Genomic DNA, 21,988 nt, shown 5'->3' with positions numbered 1-21,988 from the left:
CATGTCATTTTCCGGATGACTCGATGCATAAGACCACCTTATTGGACTACTGTAATCTTAGCATGCCGTAATAACCATATAATTTATGTGACTTATTTCATGATGGGGCTGATTGTTTTTTAATCGAGATCATAAACTCAGAGGTTCTGACTTTTGGAGCAAAACCTCTGGATTGTTTAGGCTATTTGGAAAGAACGATTTCGCCGTCGCGATAAACTAAGCTCGGCGTTATATCTTGTCCGAGCAACACCGGGCCATCAAGATCGACAACGCTCGCCTGAGCAGCAATGGGTAACGCAGCACGCATCGCCAGCGACGTCCCCAACATACAACCGGACATGAGGCTAAAACCGAGTTTTTTTGCATCGTCGGCCAGCAATAATGCTTCACTGAGCCCGCCCGTTTTATCTAGCTTAATGTTCACCATTTCATATTTGCCAAGCAGTTGATGCAATTGCTCTCTGGTGTGACAGCTTTCATCGGCGCAAAGTGGAATGGGGTGCGGAATGCTGGCGAGTACCTCATCACGGTCTTGTGGCAGCGGTTGCTCGATCATGATGATATTAAACGGTTCGAGTTGATCAAATACCGTCGCGAGGTCGAGGTTTTGCCACGCTTCATTCGCATCTAAGACAATTTGCGTGTGCGGTGCGGCATCGCGTACTGCTGCAACGCGCTCAATCACGTTTTCACCATCCAGTTTTACCTTTAGCAGTTTTGCGCCTTGGCTAAGGTAAGCTTGCGCCTGTTTTGCCATCGCTTGCGGCGTATCGATAGAAACCGTCATCGCCGTCACAATCGCCTCAGGTAACGTAAAGAGGTCGTGAACTTGTTGCTTGTGGCTCAAAAGCGCAAGAAGATGCCAAAGGGCGCAATCCAACGCATTTCTTGCCGCTCCTGCGGGCAATAACGATTGAAGCTGGCTTTTGAGAGCCATCACATCAGCGTCACCTTTGGCGTACAAACTTTGCAGTTCATGCGCGGCGTGAGAAATCGCCTTAATTACCGATTCAACTGATTCACCATAACGAGGGTATGGCGTGCATTCTCCTTGGGCGATCATGCCTCGGTGTTCAATTGTCACGCGGACTACGTGGCACTCTGTCCGACTGCCGCGAGAGATGCGAAATGGTGTCGCCATAGCAATCGTGACGGGTTCTACATGAATTTTCATCTCACTAGTTTTCCCTAAACCGCAGTTATTTTCTAAACCGTAAATGTTTCTTAAATCGTAAGGAGCCTATCTGCAACCGCATCTACGCCAAAACGCACAGGGTCGGTGACGGGCACCCGATATTTGTCGCTCCAATCCTGGCATAGCTGGGCTGCATCTTCTTCGCTGATCGCCGAAGTGTTTAAGCAAATACCCACTAATTGAGCTTTTGCATTTGTGAGGCGAGCAGCGGCCAGATTCGCTTCTATCGTTTGTTCAATGGTTGGCAAACTCGCATGTGGTAAGTTGCGGATGTGCGGGCGACCAATCTCATGGCACAGTACCAGAGCGTCCGCTTGTGCGCCGTGAAGTAAGCCCAAACTTACGCCAGCAAACGAAGGGTTAAATAACGAACCTTGCCCTTCGATGATGTCCCAATCGTGGTCGGTGAAGTCGGGGCTGATCGCTTCTACTGCGCCGGAGATAAAATCGGCAACTACGGCATCAATTGAAATGCCACTGCCTGCGATGAGAATTCCCGTTTGACCCGTTGCTTTGAACTCTGCGCGACAGTTTTTACGCTTTAATGCGTGTTCAATGGCAAGGGCAGAGTACATTTTGCCAACGGAGCAATCTGTTCCTACAGTAAGTACTCGCTTGCCTGCGCGAGCTTTGCCATTGCCGACCTTGAGCGGGGCATCATAATGGCGAACATCATATAGTTTGGTTAATCCGCGTTGTTCTAGATCTGCAAGAGGAGCAAATTCCGCCAAACGTTGGTGCATGCCCGATGCAATTTCAAATCCCATTTCTGCCGCTTCAAGTAAGGTAGCTTGCCAAGTTTCGGGAATGACTCCCCCCGGGTTTGCTGTGCCAAGCACCAGCGTTTTTGCTCCTTGCTGCTGCGCTTGTTGTAGTGTCATGTCGGTTAAACTAAGCGATACGGTTTCTGGCGTCAGGCGGATTTGGCCAAGACAAATCTCAGGTCGCCATTGGTAAATGCCACGCGCAGTTTTTGCTGCGAGTGGATCGGTTACATCGCCAAGAAAGAGTAGGTAAGGTTGAGCAATTTGCATGATGGTTCCCTTCGTCATCGTTATTGCTCACTAATGTAGCCAGACTGATTTAGGAAACCGAATGCTTATTTGTTGGGCAGATATAACTTCAAGTTATACCTTTAAACCATCTGTTGTTTTAGGGCGGTGATAAATTGCTTTGTCGCAATGGATTGAGGCGTGTGCTCTGCGAATAAAATAGAGACAGAGAAGGACATGTTTGGCTCCAAAGCATGCACGGAGACGGCATTATCTTGGCGATATTGTTTTGCAGTCCATGGGTCTACAATGGCGAACCCTGCTTGGTGTTTCACCAGTTCAGCCGCTGCGGAGTAGCTGCGCACGGTGATGGCATGTTGATAATGCTCTTCACGCGCTGACAAGGTTTGATGCAACAATAAGCCCAGAGGGTCTCGGCTATCTAAACCGATAATGGATAAATCGTCACTGATGAGTTCTTCTAAAATGACGGTTTTTTCTGCGGGTATCGCTGCGCTTTTAGGAGCGATCAGTGCTAAGTTTTCTTTCAATAACACGTGCCCCATAAGCGCTGGTGGTGTTTCTTCACCAAAAGCGATAGCGACATCCAATTCATGTTTCAGCAACCCAGAGCACAGCTCATCGCGATTGGCCGTTAATAGCTCAAAGGAGATACCGTGCTCTTTCGACAACAACGCGACAGTCGGCGCTAACAAGTGCGCAGCCAAAACAGGCGGGGCACCGACTCGTAAATGTTGAGTTCCCTGTTTGACTTTGTTGGTCAGGGAACGAAATTGTCCGAGTTGTTGATAGACTTTTTCTGCCTCTGGCAATAAGGCTTTGGCTTCTTGAGTGGGAACGAGGCGACCTTTTACGCGTTCAAATAAAGCGAAGCCCAGTTGTTGCTCTGTATGGGCGAGAACTCGAGTGACATTGGGCTGGGAAACGTGCAGTAAGCGAGCAGCACCAGACACCGTTCCTGCTTGCATAATGGCGTAAAAGACTTCCAATTGTCTTAAGTTCACTGCGAATTCCTTCTTCTCATGTTGGTCGCCTCAGAATACCCAACCTTGCTGATGAGCGATAGAGGAAAAAAGTGCTGGTGTAGAAAATTAGGAAGACGATGTTGGTCGTCTTCCTTTTCGTCATATCTATTTATACCGCTTTACTTTGCAGCCGCATGAAGGGGCAGATCGTTAAACGGCTCGACGTCTCGGCTGAGTAATCCCATCAATACCACTGCTAACACCATGACAACAGCTGCTATTGCAAAACCGTATTGTGTTAGCTCGTAATGACTCAACATCGCGATTAATACATAACTGAGAGATTGAATGGTGGTGGAAAACATGCTGATGCCGCCATCAACACGACCACGTTGATGAACCGCTACGGTGTGATGCATCCAGTTGACTCTCGCAATGCGATTTAGCGCGTTAAACACACCAAACAGAGCCGTAAACAATAAGATGGTCAGCGGGCTTATCGCAAAACTCATTCCGATAAACGCTAGAGATACTATAACCATCGAAGCAAACATAATGTGGCTATGGGAGGCGCGACTCAGCACTTTGGTGACAATGAAACCAGTTAGCAACGAGCCGAGACCAAAACTGATGTTGAACCCTGCAAACCAATCGCCAGAGATGCCTTGTTCAGAAAACCAAATCGGCACCAATTTGCTCAAATACGTCAATGCAGGATAAGAGAGACAAGAGAGCAGAATAAAGCCATAAAAGCGGGGGTCGAGACGGAATATTTGTTGGCTCTCTTTGAGTTGTGCGATGAAAGCGACAGATTTTGATGCCCTTAATTGTTGGGTATACGGCGTCAGAATATAAAACATCGCCGCCAAAGCGGATGCGCTGGCTGCAAACAAAGCAAACTCTTTCATTCCCCACATTTCAAGCAAAACAATACCCAACGCACCAGCTCCTAGGGTCGTGGATTGCATTACAATTTCTTGCTGACCCGAAATTTTTGCGTATTCGTGATGCTGATAATTTTCTTGGGTGAAGGCGTTGTTGGTCGTCCATGCAAAGTTACTCGAAACCCAATACACCAATTGCGCAAAAGCCAGCAGCCAGTGGGACTCAAAACCCAACCAATATGCAATGAACACCACCAAAGCCATGCCCGATTGAATCCATTGATTGAGCACGAGGAGTGCTTTGCGTGAGTGTCGGTCAACTAAAGTGGAAAAGAAAGGCGTTGCCAGAAAAGAAATCGCGGTGCAGCTCAGAGAAACTAAAGCGACGAATGTGCCCATTTGGGGCTCGGAAAGCATGACCCATGGCAGTGCCATCATAAACAAGCCAGAGGATATACTGTCGAAGAAGCGGCCAGCTAAGTACGGCTGAGTTTTATTTTTCATTATGTTTGCCTCAAGTTCCCTTTGGATTTCAAAACGTTGGCTTATAACGGTGCTGTGTTTGTCAACAAACTTGTTCATTCCGAACGCATTATTTCGAGACCATCTGGGTTTAGCGTTAATTAAGATGGTGCAACTTTAAAACCTCAAGTAAACTTGAGGTAATGCATTTTTTTAACAAAATTGATACACAGGGAGTCAAGGATGGAAATCAGTGTAGGAGAAGTGGCAAAACGTTCCGGAGTGAAGGTCTCTGCCCTGCATTTTTATGAACAAAAAGGACTGATTTCGAGCTGGAGAAATCAAGGCAATCAGCGCCGCTACCACCGTAGCGTTTTGCGCCGTGTTGCGGTGATTAAAGCGGCGCAGCAAGTGGGGTTGTCGTTAGAAGAAATCAAACATGCGCTAGATGAGCTGCCGAAACATCAAGCGCCAAACAAACAGCAATGGGAAGTCATGGCGAGCCATTGGCATGAACAGTTGGAGCAAAAAATTCAAAAGCTCAAAGCCCTGCAAAACGATTTGGGCGGATGCATTGGCTGCGGGTGTTTGTCGTTAGAAACCTGCGCACTGCGAAACCCAGAAGATGTGTTAGGCAAAGACCACTCGGGTTCTAACTTAACGTTAGAAGAGTAGGTGTTATTCCTATTCTTTGTCGAAACTGTCCACCACAATCGCGCCCATTGACGCCGGCATTGTGATGACGATGACCCGTTTTATCGCAACCAAAGGCTCATTCATTAGTGGCAGCTTATCAAGACAGAAAAGAACTAACGCCACCACAACGGCCGCAATGAGGTACGCGATAACCACACGAAAAATAAAAATGGATACGCGATTTTTGATGTGGCTTTGGAACACGCTTTGATAGGCGAAAAAACTGAGGAAAATGACAGAAAGGCTTAACAGCATGAGCAGGTTTGCCATTGGCAAGCTTTCACCCAGTCGCCACGCCTCTTCAGAAAAAGAGATGGGGACGGCGAGGGCAAAAGCGCCAACCAACACTTGGCTGGCGTCTTCTAAGTTAAAGTGACTACTCATGCTGCTCATTCCATTATTCGTTTGCTAGGTGTAAGAGCTTTTCAAAGCGCTCGTTACCATGCAGCAATTCGAGGTCTCGCTCTTCGGCAAGCAAGTCACGAATAGATGGGCTGTATTCAATAGCGCGTTCCAAGTCTTCAATGGCTTGCTCTTCAATGCCAAGACGAGAGTATGCACAAGCACGTTGATACAGTGCAGGACCATTGGTGTAATCGACTTCAAGTACGCGGTTACAGATGCTCAGTGCCCAGTGGTATTCGTTGATTTCCATCGCGGCGTCTGCTTTGTAAGTCAACGCTTCTAAATCACCTGGGCGAATCAGCAAGATCTCATCATAGATTTCAATACGTTGCTCTGGTGTTTGTGAGCTTTGCGCACGCAACCATAAGTTATGGATCTCGTTGATTTTCTCAATTTCTTTATTGTTTTCACTGATAATGCGAGTTTTACGTTTTAAATCTCGCTCCAGTGCTACAAATTTCTTCTCGTATTCTTGGGCGATCTTTTCTAATCGTTTATCCGCCATCTCTTTGGTGTTGTGTTTAAACTCACGCAGAGATTGCCAGCCTACAAAGGCGATCAGCGATGCGACACCTGCGATGATGTAGAAGAAGTAGGTTACGGTCACGTTGGCATAGTTCAACGATTTATCCGCAACCGTCAGCTCGCGGTCGGTGATCTCTGTGATCATTCGTTTTTCTAGGCTCTGATAGTCCTGACGCAGTGCTTTTAGCTCATCTAAAATATAGCGTTCCATTAATGGTCTATCTAACAGATCCGATTCTGAATACTTTTCGTCCGATGCCATCGTCGGCAAGGCAAGTATCAGCGAGAAAAAAATACCAATAAATAAGCGCATAAAACGTCCTTTCACGAGAAGAGTACAGATAGACCATGCAACAATAGCAAATAGCACAAACGTTTAGCAAAGTTATTACAAAAGAAATAATTGTCGTCTACGTAAAAGTCATATTCTTGTTGTTTTTCAGTTTGTTCCTGGTGGTTATTTGCCGTGATATCTTTTATCCTCCTTGCGAATTTATGATTAATGGAGTGAGCATGGACGCGCGAGCTAAGGATTACTTAGAGCAGTATCTAAAATTATTATCACCAGAACAAAGAGCAGCCGTACCATCAGTTAGTGCTGACTATTATTGTGCCGATGAATACAACGCCAACGTATGCGCCGATTTGGTTCGAATTGGACAGAAAACCGCCTCTTGCAGTATGGAGCTTTGGTATCGAGAGCATGGCGAAAGCATGCCACAAGTGGGCCATTTACAAGTCGTCACGAATTGGAACGGGGACCCCGTTTGTGTGATACGAATTACTGATGTCAGCACATGCAAATATGAGGATGTAACCGCAGAGTTTGCCTACGCAGAAGGCGAAGGTGATAGAACGTTAAACTGGTGGCGTGACGCGCATAATGCATTTTTTAACGCTGAATGCGATGAGTTGAACATAGATTGGCATGAGAAACGTACGCTAGTTTTGGAGCGTTTTGAAGTGGTGTATCCAGTCAATTAATCTCTGATAGCAGCACTGATTTGAAGTGCTGCTTTCTTGAGAGACCGCTTTTAGCGCTTGCGAGCGGTCACACTAAACATGTGCCAGTGTTTTGGGCTTCCGACTACCGTGGTTCCGTCTTCATCTCTTTCATTCAATGAAATGAGTTCGTAATCCGCGAATAAACTTTCCACTTCCTTTTTCGTTAATGCGGTAATGTTAGGATGCATTTCTGATGCAACCCAGGAGTCTTTTACTCCTAAGAAATCACCGCAAAAGATACCGCCAGGTTGTAAGGCACTGTCTATTTTGGTCCAAACTTGCTCAAAGCCTTCGTCCGGGCAAAAGAACAAACTGGCATTCGCGATAACCAGGCTGCATTGAGGATAGTCAAACTCAGTAAAACAGCACTGTGAAATTGAGAAACGCTTGTGGCTTTCAAAGCGTGTTAAACAAGTTTTTACTGCATCTTCATGGCTATCAAATGCGTGAACGTTAAACCCCTGTTCGAGGAGAAAATGACTGTCTCGACCTATTCCGCAGCCAATATCAAGAGCGACTTTGCTCTCGAGTTTCAGTAGGTTTACGGCATTTTCTACGTTTGGGCGGTGAGGTTGGTTTAAAATTTTCTGATAGTACTCGTTCCATTGTGCTGACATTGAACTTCCTTGTATTTATTGTGTTTCCCCAAATCTAGTGTCCATTCTTGTATTGCTTTATCGGGGAGGTTTTGAAACATTGGCAATTGTTATAGCTGATCTTCAATTGGCAATATGCCGGAGAACCAAGCGCCCATTTTTCGCCATACTCCGGCCTCTGGTTCAGAATCATATTCTTTGCCTGTTTTTATGTCAGTCCAGACAATGTCTCCGTCGTGCAGAGTTAAGGCATAGGCGTTATTCGACAATTGATTCGGCAGTTGTTCTAGAAACATTTGCACATATTCTGGCTGTTCGATAACAACGGCCATTTCGGTATTCAAAGCGGCTGAACGTGGATCCCAGTTCATCGAGCCAACAAACAGAGTTTTGTCATCAATCGTCATTGCTTTTGCGTGTAAACTTGCTCTGCTGCTCCCCGTGAGGCTCCACTTGCTTTTGAGTTTCGCGCTCGCTTTTACTTCCCATAGCTTGACCCCAGCTTCGAGCAGGTCTGTTCGATATTTTGCGTACCAACCATGCACGGCAAACACGTCGTTAGAGGCGAGACTATTGGTCACTATCGTGATATCAACACCTCGCTTGGCCGCGTTACTCAATGCTTGAGTGCCGACTTCGGTTGGGACGAAATAGGGGGAGATAAGAACAAATGAATGTTCAACACTTTTAACCAGCTCCGTTAAATTATCAATAAGTTGGCTCTCTCGGGTCGCAACTTTATCGGGTAAGTCAAACCATACTTTTGCTTCTCCCCAGTAGAGCTTGAGATTGCCTTGTTTGAGAGCTTGGTACATATCCAGTTTAGTGAAGTCATAACGGCCGGTTGAGAACTTTTCCTCTAGCTGGAGTTTGTCGACCTGCTTTTGAATCGTCAGGTCTGTAATTTGCTGTGAGTCCGGTGTTATCCATTCCATTGGTATCGCATAGGCGCTATTCCAGTAGAGGTCGAACTGATCTGCAGTTTGTTGTACCGCCTCACCATAGAGCAGTAGATCAAAATCACCAAATTCGACCTGTGATTCAAAAGAAAAGTACTCATTGCCGATATTCCTACCCCCGACAATGGCAGAAACACTGTCTGCAATCAAAGACTTATTATGCATACGACGATTAAGACGTTCAAAATCGCTAGCAAGTGCGAACCAGCGGGAATCGCGATACTGATGCGGATTGAATAAGCGGATTTCGATATTAGGATGTGCATTGAGGGCTGCCATCACGTCATCGTTTCGCTTTTGCATATCGTCAAGCAACAGCCTTACTCGGACTCCACGCTTTGCCGCTTCATACAAGCGCCACGTTATTAGCTGACTCGTTTCGTCACCACGGTAAATATAGTATTGAAGATCAAGGCTTTTTTGTGCGGACTCGATTAAAGAGGTGCGAGCAAGAAGGGCATCGTGTCCTTGATTTAACGGGGAAAAGCCAGTTATTGACTTTGGGTCTTTCCCGTAAGCTTCAAAGTACTGTGCAAGCACGGAGTCACCTTGATACCCAAGTTGGAAGCTAGTGGATTTTTCACTGGGATCGTTCAATGACACGGATGAACATGCCGACAAAATTGTGAATAAAGAAGGGAAGAGTAGCTTAGCGAGTGTATGTAACAAAGTACATTTCCTTGTCTTACAGAGTGTTACTTATCGGAAATTATAGACCTAAGTTGCCGCAGCGTGCATCCAACAAGGTTGGATAACGGGCTATTAATCAATGAATTGTCATGTTCTCGGGATTAAGTTCACCTTTTTGAACGCAGATAATCATTTATTTTAATTATGATTGTGTCTGAATTGGTCATAATCACTAATATCTGGTGATTATGACCAATAGCACACTGGTTAAAATAGTTGAGTAATAATAACTATTTGAATTTTAATAAATAAATGCCTGGCACGTCCCTTGCTATTTAAAAGAAGAGTTAAGTCAGGGCAACTTGCGAAGTTAGTTAATTTTTTGTTAATTTTATTAACTTTGAATTGGCAATAACTCTGTAGTTAGCAACCGAAAAAGCAAGGTACGCGCTGCTTTGACGTCTATTCAAATGTAATTCCCTCACCATCATGCTTACAGGGAGTCAAAGATTTAATAAAAGCATGGTGATGAAAACAACAATAAAAAAGGATTTTCGATGTTAGCAAAACCCGTATTACGTTGGCTTTTACCTTTCGTTGTCGTTGGTGGATCTTATGCAGGATATGCTGCAATCGCCGCGACAGCTCCGGAAAAAGAGTCAACCAAAGATGCCATTACAGAGCCTACCGTTCAGGCCTCTTCTCTTTTTCCTACCGATCATAAAGTGGTGATAACCAGCCATGGTGAGTTAGTCCCTTTTGAAAAAACACATCTTTCCGCGCAAGTCAGTGGTGAAGTGATAAGTTGGCACCCTAATTTTGTAACGGGTGGGATCGTGAAACGAGGAGAAGTGCTGTTCACGACTGAAAGTGACAACTACGAAGCGTCGGTTTTGCAAGCCGAGGCCAATTTAGCTAGCGCACGTGCGAGCTTGATTGAGGAGCAAGCCAAAGCGGAAGTGGCAAAACGTCAGGCCAAGAGACTGAGCGATAAGCAAGTGACAGACCTGTATTTACGTAAGCCTCACGTTTTGAGCGCGCAAGCGCAAGTGAAGTCGGCTCAAGCGGCACTCAAACGAGCAAAAAGAGATTTAGAAAATTGCAAAGTCGTTGCACCTTACGATGCGCTGGTTGTTGAGCGTGATATTGGTGTTGGTCAATTTGTCACATCTGGCTCTCGAGTTGCCACGCTAAACAACATTGAAGTGGCGGAGGTGCACGTACCAATCGCCGGTTTTGATAGTGCATTTTTACCTGAATCCATTGGTGATCTCACTGCGACAGTGACGCAGCAAGGTGTATTTTCTACCACTAGAGAAGGTCGAGTGGTTCGTGATTTAGGCATGATTGATAGCGCTACCCGAATGATTAACATGGTCATTCAAATCGCTGACCCATATGGTATTGATAATCAGCAGCCTCCAATTAAATTTGGCTCCTACGTTGAAGTGAGCTTCACAGGCAAGGAGCTAAAGCATATCTATCGCCTGCCACAGGAGTTAGTCAAAAATCGCACGGTATGGGTAGTGAATGGTGAGAATCAACTTCAACCTCGGACGGTAACGGTCTTGAGAGCAGAAGGTGAGTTTTTACTCGTGGGGGAAGGCTTAGAACAAAGTGATAAGTTGGTACTTACCTTGCCGGAGTACCCTCAAAAAGGCATGGCGGTACAAATCGCAAAAAAGAGTGACGACTCCGAAACCGTCGTACAGTAAGTAGGAGTTTGTCATGGAAGATACTAAACAAAAGGGCTTAATTGCTTATTTTGCGAATAACCCCGTCGCTGCCAACCTTTTGATGGTGTTCATCATCATCATGGGTGTGGTGAGTTTTCTCTTTATTCAAAGGCAGATGTTTCCGAACATTGAGGTGAACTACATTGATGTTCGTGCGACTTATCCTGGCGCTTCACCTCAAGAAATTGAAGAAAGTATTCTCGTTAAGGTTGAGGAATCGATTAAAGATGTCACCGGGATTAAAAAAACGGTCTCAACGGCCTCTAGAGGTAGCGGGTATGTCTCTATCGAGGTAGACGTTAATGCTGATATCAAGCGTGTCTTGGATGATGTAAATCAACGCATTGATACTTTATCCAACTTACCTGCCGGTATGGAACCGATCAATGTCTACCAAGTTGAGTGGCGTCAAGATGTGATAGAAATGGGGTTAGTTGGGGACCGACCGCTTGAAGAGCTCAAACCCATTGCTAAGCAAGTCGAGGATGAATTACTTCAACTCAAAAATGTCATGTTGGTGTATTTGAGTGCACCAGAGGAAGAGATAGCGATTGAAGTTGACCCACTTGTTCTTCGTAAATACGACTTGACGTTGAGCGATATCAGCAGCGCGATCAGTCGTTATTCTGCCAACTTTTCTGCGGGCGAAGTCAAAACAAACTCAGGGATGATCGCAGTAAGGATTGAAAATCAGTACTACCGTGGTGATGAATTTAGGAATATTCCTGTAAAGCTTGGCGCAAATGGTGCGAAGGTTTTACTGCAAGATATCGCCACGATCAAAGATGGCTTTACGGAAGAAGAGCGCTACTTTGAGTACTCAGGGCAAAATGCGATCTACATGTCTGTTGAAGCGACTCGCGATCAGAACATTATCCCTGTTGCCGAGTCTGTTCGTAATTATATCGAAGCAAAAAATAAGACATTACCGCAGGACGTTAAGCTCAAAGTCTTAGTGGATACGACCTATTATTTAAATGGTCGTCTCGACATGATGTTGAAAAACTTGCTGCAAGGCGCAGCTCTAGTGGCGATTATGCTGACCATTTTTTTGCGCTTTCGCTTGGCAATGTGGGTAATGATTGGGCTGCCAGTGTGTTTTCTTGGCGCGGTGATGATGATGCCTGCATTAGGGATCACGGTAAACATCGTATCTCTTTTTGCCTTCATTATGGTGCTCGGTATTGTGGTCGATGACGCCATCGTGATGGGAGAGAGCGCCTACAGCGAAATTGAAGAAAAAGGCGGTGGCGTCGAAAATGTGGTTCGCGGTGTCAAACGTGTTGCCACGCCAGCTACTTTTGGCGTTTTAACCACAATTGCCGTGTTTGCCCCTTTCTTGTTGTCTAGCGGTATTGATAGTGCTTTCTTCTATGGTATCGCGGGTGTTGTGATTCTTTGTTTGATCTTCAGTTTGATTGAATCAAAGTTAATCCTTCCTGCTCACCTCGCACATACCCACTTTAAGCCAGTTAAACCTGGTGGCTGGCGTGACCGATTTAACCAACGTTTTTTTGGCTTTGTAAACGGTACGTATCGTAACTTTGTAACGACATGTACGCATTGGCGCTGGACCGTGTTTGCTGTGTTTTGCGGTTTACTGCTGATCAGTGCGGCTTTGGTCAACGCGAATTATGTTCGGGTGATCCCTAACCCTAAAGTGCCTACTGATTATCCTGCGATCACTATTGAAATGAACGATACCGTTTCAAGTGAGCAAACAATCAGCGCTCTTAAGACCATCGAACGTGTGATGCAAAAAATTGAATCAGAGACCATCGCAGAGCATGGTCAAGGCATGATTCGTGATGTGCTTTCGTACAACCGAAGCCGCACCGAAGGCCGTGTTTTGGTGCCATTGGTTGATGAGGAATTACGCCCGTTCAATACATTTGAACTTGCTCGACGTTGGCGTGAAGCTATGCCAGTTATTCCTGGAATGAAGAGCATCAAAATCCGTGAGCAGAGCGCGGGTGGTGGTGACAGAGATGAGTTTGGTTACTTGCTGTTTGGTTCTAATATTAATGAATTGAACGAGGCCGGGCGTTACTTGATAGAGCGTTTACAGCAGGAAGAAGGGTTATACGATATTTCATCTTCTATTGATTCAGGAAGCAAAGAAGTACTCCTCTCTCTTGCGCCTGTAGCGTACGATCTCGGACTGGATCTCACCATGATCGCAGAGCAAGTGGGTGGCAGCTTCTACGGTGGTGAAGCACAGCGTCTTATTCGTGATGGTGAAGAAATCAAAGTTATGGTGCGTTACCCGCAACTGACACGTGAAGCATTCTCATCATTACGTTACGCTGTGATTACCACGCCAGCAGGTAAGAAGGTCATGCTGGGTGATGTGGTTAAGATCAACGAGCAGCCGGGCGTGAGTAGCATTCGGCGTGAAGGCGGGTATCAAACCGTTTATGTCTATGGTTCGATAGACGAAGAATTGGTTGAACCTCAAGAAGTAGTGAAGGTCATCGACGACAATATCTTACCGGACATGAAGCAAGCCTTCCCGAGTGTGAAAACGGAATTGGGTGGTGATATTGAAGAGCAAGCAGCGCAGCGTAATGAACAGATTCTGTTCTTTATTGCAGGCATGATCATCGTCTACATCTTGTTAGCCGTACCGTTAAAAAGTTATACCCAACCTTTGATTGTAATGTCAGTCATTCCATTTAGTCTGACTGGGGCGATTTGGGGCCACTTCTGGCTAGGTTTGGATATCAGTATGATGTCGACATTTGGTTTGATCGCCGCTGCTGGCGTGGTTATCAACGACTCTCTAGTTATGACAGATTACGTAAACCAAGTGAGAGAAAAGGGTATGAACATCAAACAAGCGGTGGTTGAAGCGGGCTGTGCACGCTTTCGAGCGATCACGCTCACCTCAATAACGACGTTTGCGGGTGTATTGCCGATTATGTTTGAAACGAGCTTGCAGGCGCGTTTTGTCATACCAATGGCTGTAGCTTTGGGCTTTGCGGTGTTGTACGCAACGGTTCTGACTTTAGTGCTGGTGCCTTGTTTGTATTTAATGCTTGAAGATATTAAAAATATTTTCAGATCGATTAAGGGGTTTATTCATCGCTTTATCAATCGTTTCAGAAAGTCGCCAGTGACGTCGAGCGTTGAAGTAAATACATAGAGTTAACAAGCTTGATGTTAACGATTAGGAGCAGCCTTCGGGCTGCTTTTTTATTTCTGTATTTTGATTCAAAGCAGTTCTAGAGTGGGTTGTTACGTAATTTATTCGATGAAAGAACAGCGAGAAAATCTCCTGATAAATTATTCTTTTTATGAATACCTTTTGCGTGTTTGATTTCCTTGGTTAATTTAACACTTGGTTAGCGAAATTTACCAGATGGAGATAATGATGAATATACGGACTTGGTTAAGTTATTGAAAAATAACAAAATAAAAGTTGGCATCGTATGTGCAATATATAAATTGTAACTAAAACGAACTGCTAATCCTCAAGGAGCTTATTATGAAAAGCGTATTTCTATCTACTCTAAGTCTTATTGTTGTAATGTCATCACCAATCGCTGCTGCTAACACTTTAGACAAAGAGGAGTGGAGCTCAGATTTACGTCAGGACTTTTCTGAAATGAAGCATGAAGCTGTAGCAGATATTCAGCAAATGAATATGGATGCCATCCACGCACGCGATGAGCGTATCGTGAAAAACATTAAAGATGAGCAAGAACAGTTAGTAAAGGTAACGTGCCACAAAGAGAAAGCAAGCAAGTCATAACCGCCGATGAAGAGACTAACAGACGAAAATGAATCCAATACGAGTTCAGTGCTAGTTAGCAGTAAGCACTGACCTTGTTGCTCTACTTGCCAGCCTTTTAAGGCTGGCTTTTTTGTTTCTCATTTCATAGGTGGTCTCAGAGCCTCAAGCTTATTATCAATCGTTGGCGTGTTTGATGAGCTATCGCTGGAGCGGATGTAACTTTTAAAAGTGTAGATTTCAGTAAACTGGAGGCGATGTTAGATATTTTAAATTTAGAAAAGATCCGTTCTCCTTTTTGACCTTCATCATACCTTAGTATGTGCCTTACCTTTACTTGAATTAGAACTCATATTGCAGGCTCTCGTTTAAAGGTATTGATGCATATTTAAAGAACAAGAGTTAGAAATATGGGCCTTATTAAAACTTGTAAAGATGGCTTTCGAGGAAAACCAGATTTTTCAAACTTGCTACATAATGTATTCCAGATAGATGACTTAGTATTGTCATTTGAGTGTCCGAACAATATATATGAAGGGCATGTATACCAAGATCTTGTGGAGTTAAAACAATTCGATGTTGACTCAAAAGAAGAACGGCATGAAAAGTTAATAAAATTGGCTTCTATTTATTTCTCATTTCAAAAAAAAATATTAAACCCTCTATTACCTATAAATAAACAAGGTGGTTTATATATTAGACTAAGGATCAAGTCTGCCAATGAGAATATTAGATCTGTCAATCAATTATCTTCATTCATAGAAAAAGAGTATGTGGAGTTTTATCATGCTCTAGAGTCTCCTGAAGGATCTAAGAAAGGAGATCATACAGAGATGATGAATGATGCTAACGATTACGCAAATCATCGCTGGGGATTAGAGCCGATAAACGAAGAAAAAAAGAGAGCGAAAGAAGAGTTTCTCGTAGGAGAGTTTCTTCGCGGCTATCCCCCAATTAAATGCCAGGCTATTGATGTTGGAGAGAAAACGTACTCAAAATACGTAGAAGGTAACTTGGAGTATAAGAAGGACTATCGAAGAGTCTACAATTTGCATATCAAAAATGAGTTTTACTTTAGTATCGAGTTTTTATACGAAATCGAGCCTATGTTTGCTCAAAAAAAGTTTTTAGATTGGGTGAGAAGTGCTGATGAAACCTTTGAGAAAAAGGTGTTAGAGTTACTAGAATTGTCTCCGCTTGTTGATTCGTATACTACCTCCAAGGTAGAGAGATTGACCAAATAGAATTGATCCTGTGCGCTCTGACTTTCAACTTAAAGAAAAAAGCCCGCAAAGAATTTCCTCTGCGGGCGTAATAAAGGGCACCAAATTGGGTGTCTATTCATTTTGGAGGTGGTCGAACGTCCATATAAAACTGACAATAGGCTTGGTGAGAGGCTTACCACCAGCGCGACCAACGGAGCTAAAGTTAACATTGTTGCAATGATTGTTAAAATGTTAATTCTTCAATCAATGTTTTCATTATCGTTAGTCTGGATTGTGAATGTGTTGTTCTATTGTTCCTGAAATGCTTGACTTTCGAATTTGAATACATCATGAGATATAGATGGCCCTTTCTTTATCCATTTTGGTTATATAAATCTTGTCATATCACACTGCTAAATCTTCATTATTTTTAATAATTCGACATGGATTACGCCATTTTGTTACTGGTGTGTTTGTTTTTCGATGGTCTCAAATTTGAGTTCACGTATAACCAGGCAATTAAAGGAAAAGAGCAGCAGTTCGCTGCCCTTTATTGCTATAAAGACCGAAGGCTAATTCCAACGTAATAGCGTCCAATGTGATCGATTCGCGTGTTCTTTGAGGCGTGGGCATGGATTTACAAGGTAGGTGTAATCTGCATATTCACATAAAGGCAAATCGTTGATTGAATCGGTATAGAAATGGATTTCAGAATAAGGCTCAGGCTGATTTTCTAGCCACTGTTTTAAGCGCGTGACTTTACCTTCACGATAACTAGGGACACCGTCGATTTCAGCAGTATAACGGTTGTCTTTCTCGATTAAATCGATGCCGAGTGCGATTGGAATATTAAGACGGCGACCAACGGCTTCCACCAAAAAAGTGACGCTGGCAGAGATGATAACCATATCTATACCATCACGAGACAGTTGCTCAATCAGGGTTTTGGCTTGAGGAAACTGTTTAGCCAGAATATGGCTTTCAACACATTCTTCAACCAAGGCGTTTACTTCTTCAATCGGCATGTTTTCTAGTGGCTTCATGGAGAACGCTAGGTAATCTTCCATGTCCATTTTGCCTTCAGAGTACAAGGCCATTAGACGCTGATCTTCCTTAATAAATAAAGGATCAGTCGCGATGCCTCTCTCAACCATAAACTCGTTCCAAATCATTGCGCAGTCAGCGTTTATTAGGGTTTCATCCATATCAAAAACATACAAAGGTTTGGACATGTTTAGGCTCTCACTGGTTGAATTTCGTTTAGGTTAAAGAGTAGCTCTAGTTGGCTGCCATTCGCTAGTAAGCGTTCTGAAGAGCGGTTAAGCAAGTCAACAGTGAGCTCACACTCTTCAACGTTCACTTGATAGCGAATAACATTACCTAGAAGCTGGTGGTTGGTGATCGTACCTACTTGTGGCGCTGAGATGTGGCTATCATATTGACGACCTTGCTCTTTTACATATATAGACTCTGGGCGAATCGCTACTTTCCATTCGGTATCAATGTTGAAGAGTTGCTTGGCTTTATTGGCTTCTACAAGGTTGTAGTGTCCCATGAAACCGGCCACAAACTCGTTAGCAGGATGAGTATAAATTTCTTCAGGTGTTCCTGCTTGAACAATTTCTCCTTTACTCATTAGGAAGATACGATCAGACATAATCATCGCCTCTTCTTGGTCATGAGTTACGAAGATAGTGGTGAGATTCATCTCTTTCTGAATGTCTCGGATTTGCTGACGAAGGTGTTTGCGGATTTTGGCATCAAGCGCAGAAAGTGGCTCATCAAGCAATAATATGCGAGGTTTCACCACCAACGCTCGAGCGAGTGCGACACGCTGGCGCTGACCGCCAGAAAGTTGATGCGGATAGTGTCTTTCTTTATCTGCCAGATCCACCAGTTTAATGACTTTAGCCACTTCACGTCGAATATCATCATTCGAAAGCTTTTTCATTTTTAAGCCAAATGCAATGTTGCCTTCAACGGTCATATTGGGAAACAGAGCATACGATTGAAAGACCATCCCAATACCACGCTCTTGCGGGGCTTGATGCGTGATATCTTCTCCGTTTACCCAAATCTCGCCTCCATCGACAGGGTTAAGCCCAGCAAGGCTGCGAAGTAGCGTCGATTTACCACAACCGCTAGGGCCCAAAAGCGTAATGAATTCACCTTGCTCGATGTTAAAGTGAATGTCCTCAAATACAGTGTTATCACCAAAACGTTTAGTCAGATTTTTCGCTGCTACGTAGCTCATTGTTTGACTCCTCGGCTGAAACGACTTGCCAACCAAGTCAGTAAAAAAATAAATAGGAAGTAGGTCATCACTAAGGCAGACGTAAAGTGGCCGCTCGTCTGACGCATGTTATACAAGTAGATTTGCAGGGTTTCATAACGTGTGCCGACTAAAATATTGGCGAACACAAACTCTCCCAATAGAAATGAAAATGAAAGGAAAAGCGATGCCATCAGCCCTTTCTTGAGGTTAGGTAAAATGACCATCAAGAACGCTTTGGTTGTGCTTGCCCCTAGTAAGTGTGCCGCGTCCATTAAATCATTGAGGTTAATTGCTTCGAAGCTATTGGAAATCGCACGATACATGAACGGTAACGCGATGGTGAAGTAAGTGCCTATTAAAATCCAAGGGGTACCGATAAGAGATATTTCACTGTCAGCATAAAGTTGAAGCAAGCCGACGGATGACACCACTGGTGGTACAGCGAATGGTAGCAAAATTAGTACGTTCATGAGCCTGTCGAGCCTTGGAAAGTAGTAAAACACCACGAATATCGCTGGCAGAACCAGAATCACACTGAGGGTTAGCGAAGCAATACAAATAAACAGCGAACGCCCAAATGCTTGCAAAAAGCGTGGATCGGTCAGCAATTTAACGTACCAATCAAAAGTGAAACCATCCGGAAGCACCGTGGCGCCCCAGCGTGATGAAAGCGAATAGACAAAGGTCGCTAAAATCGGGATGAGCATGATCCCAACAATGGAATAAACCACCGTTTTATGGAATCGAGTATTAACGTTGTTCATGACTACTTCCTACCTGCATAGCTTTTCGAAATGAGCCATTGGTTAATCACTGTGATAAAGGCAAGTAACGCTATTAGAATCACCGAAATTGCAGCGGCGAGATTAGGTTCAAGGAACAGGTCTCCCGATACCAGACTCGCAATTCGAATTGTGATGACGTTATAGTTACCGGAGGTCAACGCATAAACACTCGCATATGCGCCAATTGCGTTGGCTATTAAGATAATAAAGGTACCGAATAAGGCTGGTGAGAGCACTGGCAGCGCGATTTTCGCCCAATACTGTGATGTTTTGGCTCCCAGTAGCGCAGCAGCTGCTTGCCAATCATCGCTCAACGCCTCGAACGCAGGGTAGAGCAACAACACCGCCAGCGGGATTTGGAAGTAGATGTAAATGGCCAGCAGACCCCATTTACCATAAAGGTCGAAATCACCGAGTAAGCCATACTGCTTGAGCAAAAGGGTAATCGCCCCATTGGTGCCCAAAATAATGATAAAAGCGAATGACAGAGGCACGCCTGCAAAGTTGCTGCTCATGTTCGTAAACGCAATCACACCGTCGCGGACTTTAGAATCGACTCTGCGTAGAGAAGAGACCAACAGAGTCGCAATGGCTAAGCCAAAAATGCTCGACCATACAGCTAACCACAAACTGTTGCCAAACGCCTGCATCATAAAGGCGGAGTCGAGCACTTCAATGTAGTTGTCGAAGGCAAACTCGCCATCGTAGATAAAGCTGTTTAACAGCACCCAAATCATCGGTGCGAGTTGAAATAGGTAGAAAAACAGCGCGAAAGGCACTAACCAAATGGCTGGCTTAAAGCGCTTTAACCAAGTACTTGCCAAATTTGAGCGAGATTCGCTAGAGCTTGGGGAGAGGACAGAACTGCTCATAGTGCTAACAATTCCTGAGTGTATGGCTTCGTGTGGTCAAGGTTTAGCAATTGACAAACGGTGCCACAAATATCAGTTTGCTTAATATGACAATCTTGATGGGTAAACTTATCACCAATGACAAACAGGGGAACTTCTCGCTCTTCAGGTAAAATCCCACCGTGAGAAAGATCGTTGTTCATGCCATGATCGCTGGTCACAATGATTTGATACCCATCAGCAAGCCATTGTTTGATGTAGTTGGAAAGAATAATGTCTGCACCTCGCGCACAATTGCGGTATTGGCGAGAGTCTAGGCCAAATTTATGTCCTGTATCGTCGATATTCATGGGATGGATCAGTAAGAAATCAGGTTGATAGTTTCGACGCAAATACTCTGCGTCCAGGAACAAGGCTTCATCAGGATAATGATCCCAATGGTAAAAGCAGCCGTGCTGGATATTCAGGGTTTCATCATGCGTGAAACGATCGCGAGCTGGTTCAAACGGCGCGCGATTATAAAGCTCACTTACCCAGTGGTAGGCAGCCGCAGCGGTGACTTTTCCTTGGGCTTTTGCCAAACTGAAAATGGAATCGTGTTTGGATAGACGAACGATATTGTTGTTTACGATGCCGCTTTCTACAGGGCGAACGCCCGTTAAAATGCACTCATAAAGTGGGCGAGACATAGAGGGCAGCTCACACTGCACAGGATAAAGCGTTGCGCGAGTTTCTTGTTGGGAACGACTTTGTTCTAGAAGACCATTGAGGTAGCCCATGCAATCACGGGCTACCTGATAGTTCAGTCCATCTAGAACAACAAGGATGACCTTATTGCTCATAACGACTTACTCTTATTGCTGGTGGATTAAGACACTTTCTTGCCATTGACGTGGCAGCTTACGCGCGGACTTTTCCCAAGCTGAGAAGTCAGTCACTGGGTGAACATTGCTGTATTGGTCGTTAGCAATTAGCTTGTCTTGCACTGCTTGAGGCAGTGTGATGTTGGTGCGGATTGGACGCGCATAACCTTCTGCTAAGTTGATTTGCCCTTGATCGCTGAAGATGTACTCACGAGCAAGTTTTGCTGCATTAGGGTTCTTCGCATATTTATTGATTATGGTTGTATAACCAGAAATCACAGAGCCATCTTGAGGAATGCTCACTGTAAAGCGATCGCGGTCAATTTTGTCGCGATAGTTCAACGCATTGAAGTCCCACATGATCGCCACTTCCACTTCGCCTTTTTCTAGGTTGGCGATGTTCGGATCAGTAAATGAAAGACGACCTTGCTTCGCGAGTTCAGAAAAGAACTTGAGCGCAGGCTTGAGGTTGGATTCGTCCCCACCGTTGGCGAACGCTGCGGCGAGAACCGCGTTGTTTGCCTGTGCTGCTACGCCGACGTCACCTACGGTCACTTTGTAGTCGCCTTTTAATAGGTCATCCCACGTTTTTGGCGCGTCTTTTACGAGGTTATTGTTGGAGATAAAAGAAATAGTGCCAGTGTAAGCAAGTGCCCAATGACCATCTTCGTCTTTTGCCCAATCTGGAATGTCATTCCAAGTTGTTGGTTTGTATGGCTGAGTGACGCCTTTTTTAACCGCTACACGTGCGAAGGCAAAGCCTACGTCACCAATGTCTGCGGTCGCGTTTTTCTTCTCAGCTTCGAATTTTGCGATTTCTTGAGCCGAGCTCATATCCGTGTCTTGGTGCTTAAGGTTGTAGTTTGACTTTAAATCAGCCCAAGTGTCTTTCCAGTTCGCCCAACTATCGGGCATACCTACACTGTAAACCGCCCCTTCTTTTTGTGCTGCGGTAACCAATGACTCAATATCGGCTTCTTTCGCTACTGTTGGTGCTGCAAGCGTTACCGCGATGATTGCCGCTGGTGCAGTAATTGAACGACTTAGCAAAGTTTTCATTGTCTCCATCCTTCTGGACTAGGTCAGTAAGTTCGCTTTGTATGCTATGGATGGAATGTGACGATTTAGCGCAAGTAATTTGACAGTTTTTATTAATTTCTATGGCACTTATATTTCATACGCTCAATATGTGTTCTGTTGATTAA

Annotated in this window: 20 protein-coding genes; 6 read left to right on the top strand and 14 right to left on the bottom strand. The window is 44.6% G+C overall.

Translation table 11 applies throughout. The features are described from left to right. Positions 1 to 181: 181 nt before the first annotated feature. The 4 genes from dgcA to ACZ5ZC_RS01935 form a co-directional block, all read right to left on the bottom strand. Entirely contained in the window at positions 182 to 1,174 is a 993-nt protein-coding gene (dgcA, locus tag ACZ5ZC_RS01950) for an N-acetyl-D-Glu racemase DgcA (protein ID WP_464931712.1), read from the bottom strand. 50 nt (positions 1,175 to 1,224) lie between these two features. After that, positions 1,225 to 2,229 carry an N-acetyltransferase DgcN gene (gene dgcN / locus ACZ5ZC_RS01945; RefSeq protein WP_464931711.1) on the bottom strand — a complete coding sequence of 335 codons (1,005 nt, stop codon included), beginning with the start codon at positions 2,227 to 2,229 and terminating at the stop codon, positions 1,225 to 1,227. A gap of 101 nt (positions 2,230 to 2,330) precedes the next feature. Further along, positions 2,331 to 3,212 (bottom strand): LysR family transcriptional regulator, encoded by an 882-nt coding sequence (locus tag ACZ5ZC_RS01940; protein WP_464931710.1) that lies wholly within the window; start codon positions 3,210 to 3,212, stop codon positions 2,331 to 2,333. Between the two features lie 140 nt (positions 3,213 to 3,352). Next, a complete protein-coding gene (locus ACZ5ZC_RS01935; RefSeq protein WP_464931709.1) occupies positions 3,353 to 4,561 on the bottom strand; it encodes an MFS transporter in 1,209 nt (402 codons plus the stop codon). A gap of 201 nt (positions 4,562 to 4,762) precedes the next feature. Here ACZ5ZC_RS01935 and soxR point away from each other — a divergent pair, with 201 nt between their 5' ends. Then, on the top strand, positions 4,763 to 5,194 hold the full coding sequence (soxR, locus tag ACZ5ZC_RS01930; protein ID WP_005392679.1) for a redox-sensitive transcriptional activator SoxR: 432 nt from the start codon (positions 4,763 to 4,765) through the stop codon (positions 5,192 to 5,194). Between the two features lie 9 nt (positions 5,195 to 5,203). On the opposite strand, the gene ACZ5ZC_RS01925 is transcribed toward soxR, so the two are convergent. Both ACZ5ZC_RS01925 and ACZ5ZC_RS01920 read right to left on the bottom strand, forming a co-directional pair. Then, a complete protein-coding gene (locus ACZ5ZC_RS01925; protein WP_005373896.1) occupies positions 5,204 to 5,599 on the bottom strand; it encodes a DUF2391 family protein in 396 nt (131 codons plus the stop codon). A gap of 13 nt (positions 5,600 to 5,612) precedes the next feature. Continuing rightward, positions 5,613 to 6,458 (bottom strand): tetratricopeptide repeat protein, encoded by an 846-nt coding sequence (locus ACZ5ZC_RS01920; RefSeq protein ID WP_005392681.1) that lies wholly within the window; start codon positions 6,456 to 6,458, stop codon positions 5,613 to 5,615. Positions 6,459 to 6,658: 200 nt separating this feature from the next. On the opposite strand from ACZ5ZC_RS01920, the gene ACZ5ZC_RS01915 reads away from it, so the two are divergent. Continuing rightward, positions 6,659 to 7,129 carry an ASCH domain-containing protein gene (locus ACZ5ZC_RS01915; protein WP_048624747.1) on the top strand — a complete coding sequence of 157 codons (471 nt, stop codon included), beginning with the start codon at positions 6,659 to 6,661 and terminating at the stop codon, positions 7,127 to 7,129. Between the two features lie 50 nt (positions 7,130 to 7,179). On the opposite strand, the gene ACZ5ZC_RS01910 is transcribed toward ACZ5ZC_RS01915, so the two are convergent. Both ACZ5ZC_RS01910 and ACZ5ZC_RS01905 read right to left on the bottom strand, forming a co-directional pair. Continuing rightward, positions 7,180 to 7,767, bottom strand: coding sequence for a class I SAM-dependent methyltransferase (locus ACZ5ZC_RS01910; RefSeq protein ID WP_048624748.1), 588 nt, complete (start codon positions 7,765 to 7,767; stop codon positions 7,180 to 7,182). Between the two features lie 89 nt (positions 7,768 to 7,856). Then, the gene (locus ACZ5ZC_RS01905; protein WP_464931708.1) at positions 7,857 to 9,374 is read right to left on the bottom strand and encodes a phospholipase D family protein; all 1,518 of its coding nucleotides are present in this window, start codon (positions 9,372 to 9,374) and stop codon (positions 7,857 to 7,859) included. A 518-nt stretch (positions 9,375 to 9,892) separates the two neighbouring features. Between ACZ5ZC_RS01905 and ACZ5ZC_RS01900 the strand changes: the two genes are divergently transcribed. The 4 genes from ACZ5ZC_RS01900 to ACZ5ZC_RS01885 all read left to right on the top strand — a co-directional run bounded on the left by ACZ5ZC_RS01900 (position 9,893) and on the right by ACZ5ZC_RS01885 (position 16,048). After that, a complete protein-coding gene (locus ACZ5ZC_RS01900) occupies positions 9,893 to 11,050 on the top strand; it encodes an efflux RND transporter periplasmic adaptor subunit (RefSeq protein ID WP_464931707.1) in 1,158 nt (385 codons plus the stop codon). A 13-nt stretch (positions 11,051 to 11,063) separates the two neighbouring features. After that, complete coding sequence (locus tag ACZ5ZC_RS01895; protein WP_464931706.1) at positions 11,064 to 14,216, top strand: efflux RND transporter permease subunit; 3,153 nt, start codon at positions 11,064 to 11,066, stop codon at positions 14,214 to 14,216. 342 nt (positions 14,217 to 14,558) lie between these two features. Next, entirely contained in the window at positions 14,559 to 14,825 is a 267-nt protein-coding gene (locus ACZ5ZC_RS01890; protein ID WP_046873807.1) for a hypothetical protein, read from the top strand. 389 nt (positions 14,826 to 15,214) lie between these two features. After that, positions 15,215 to 16,048: a DNAase gene (locus tag ACZ5ZC_RS01885; RefSeq protein WP_256898444.1), complete on the top strand. Its 834-nt coding sequence runs from the start codon at positions 15,215 to 15,217 to the stop codon at positions 16,046 to 16,048. 533 nt (positions 16,049 to 16,581) lie between these two features. On the opposite strand, the gene ACZ5ZC_RS01880 is transcribed toward ACZ5ZC_RS01885, so the two are convergent. From ACZ5ZC_RS01880 to ACZ5ZC_RS01855, 6 genes are read right to left on the bottom strand one after another with little or no spacing between them, the layout of a single operon-like run. Next, positions 16,582 to 17,241: an HAD family hydrolase gene (locus tag ACZ5ZC_RS01880; RefSeq protein WP_054866944.1), complete on the bottom strand. Its 660-nt coding sequence runs from the start codon at positions 17,239 to 17,241 to the stop codon at positions 16,582 to 16,584. 2 nt (positions 17,242 to 17,243) lie between these two features. Beyond that, positions 17,244 to 18,263, bottom strand: a complete 1,020-nt coding sequence (locus tag ACZ5ZC_RS01875) for an ABC transporter ATP-binding protein (RefSeq protein ID WP_272165187.1) — start codon at positions 18,261 to 18,263, stop codon at positions 17,244 to 17,246. Continuing rightward, the gene (locus tag ACZ5ZC_RS01870) at positions 18,260 to 19,048 is read right to left on the bottom strand and encodes an ABC transporter permease (protein WP_464931705.1); all 789 of its coding nucleotides are present in this window, start codon (positions 19,046 to 19,048) and stop codon (positions 18,260 to 18,262) included. The genes ACZ5ZC_RS01875 and ACZ5ZC_RS01870 overlap by 4 nt, the downstream gene beginning before the upstream one ends. A 2-nt stretch (positions 19,049 to 19,050) precedes the next feature. After that, the gene (locus ACZ5ZC_RS01865) at positions 19,051 to 19,941 is read right to left on the bottom strand and encodes an ABC transporter permease (protein ID WP_464931704.1); all 891 of its coding nucleotides are present in this window, start codon (positions 19,939 to 19,941) and stop codon (positions 19,051 to 19,053) included. Continuing rightward, the gene (locus ACZ5ZC_RS01860; protein WP_257889704.1) at positions 19,938 to 20,762 is read right to left on the bottom strand and encodes an alkaline phosphatase family protein; all 825 of its coding nucleotides are present in this window, start codon (positions 20,760 to 20,762) and stop codon (positions 19,938 to 19,940) included. The genes ACZ5ZC_RS01865 and ACZ5ZC_RS01860 overlap by 4 nt, the downstream gene beginning before the upstream one ends. A 12-nt stretch (positions 20,763 to 20,774) precedes the next feature. Continuing rightward, positions 20,775 to 21,842: an ABC transporter substrate-binding protein gene (locus ACZ5ZC_RS01855; protein ID WP_005392695.1), complete on the bottom strand. Its 1,068-nt coding sequence runs from the start codon at positions 21,840 to 21,842 to the stop codon at positions 20,775 to 20,777. Positions 21,843 to 21,988: the final 146 nt, after the last annotated feature.

It is taken from the genome of Vibrio sp. JCM 18905 (assembly GCF_055393305.1).
This window is presented reverse-complemented; position numbering and strand designations above follow the sequence as displayed.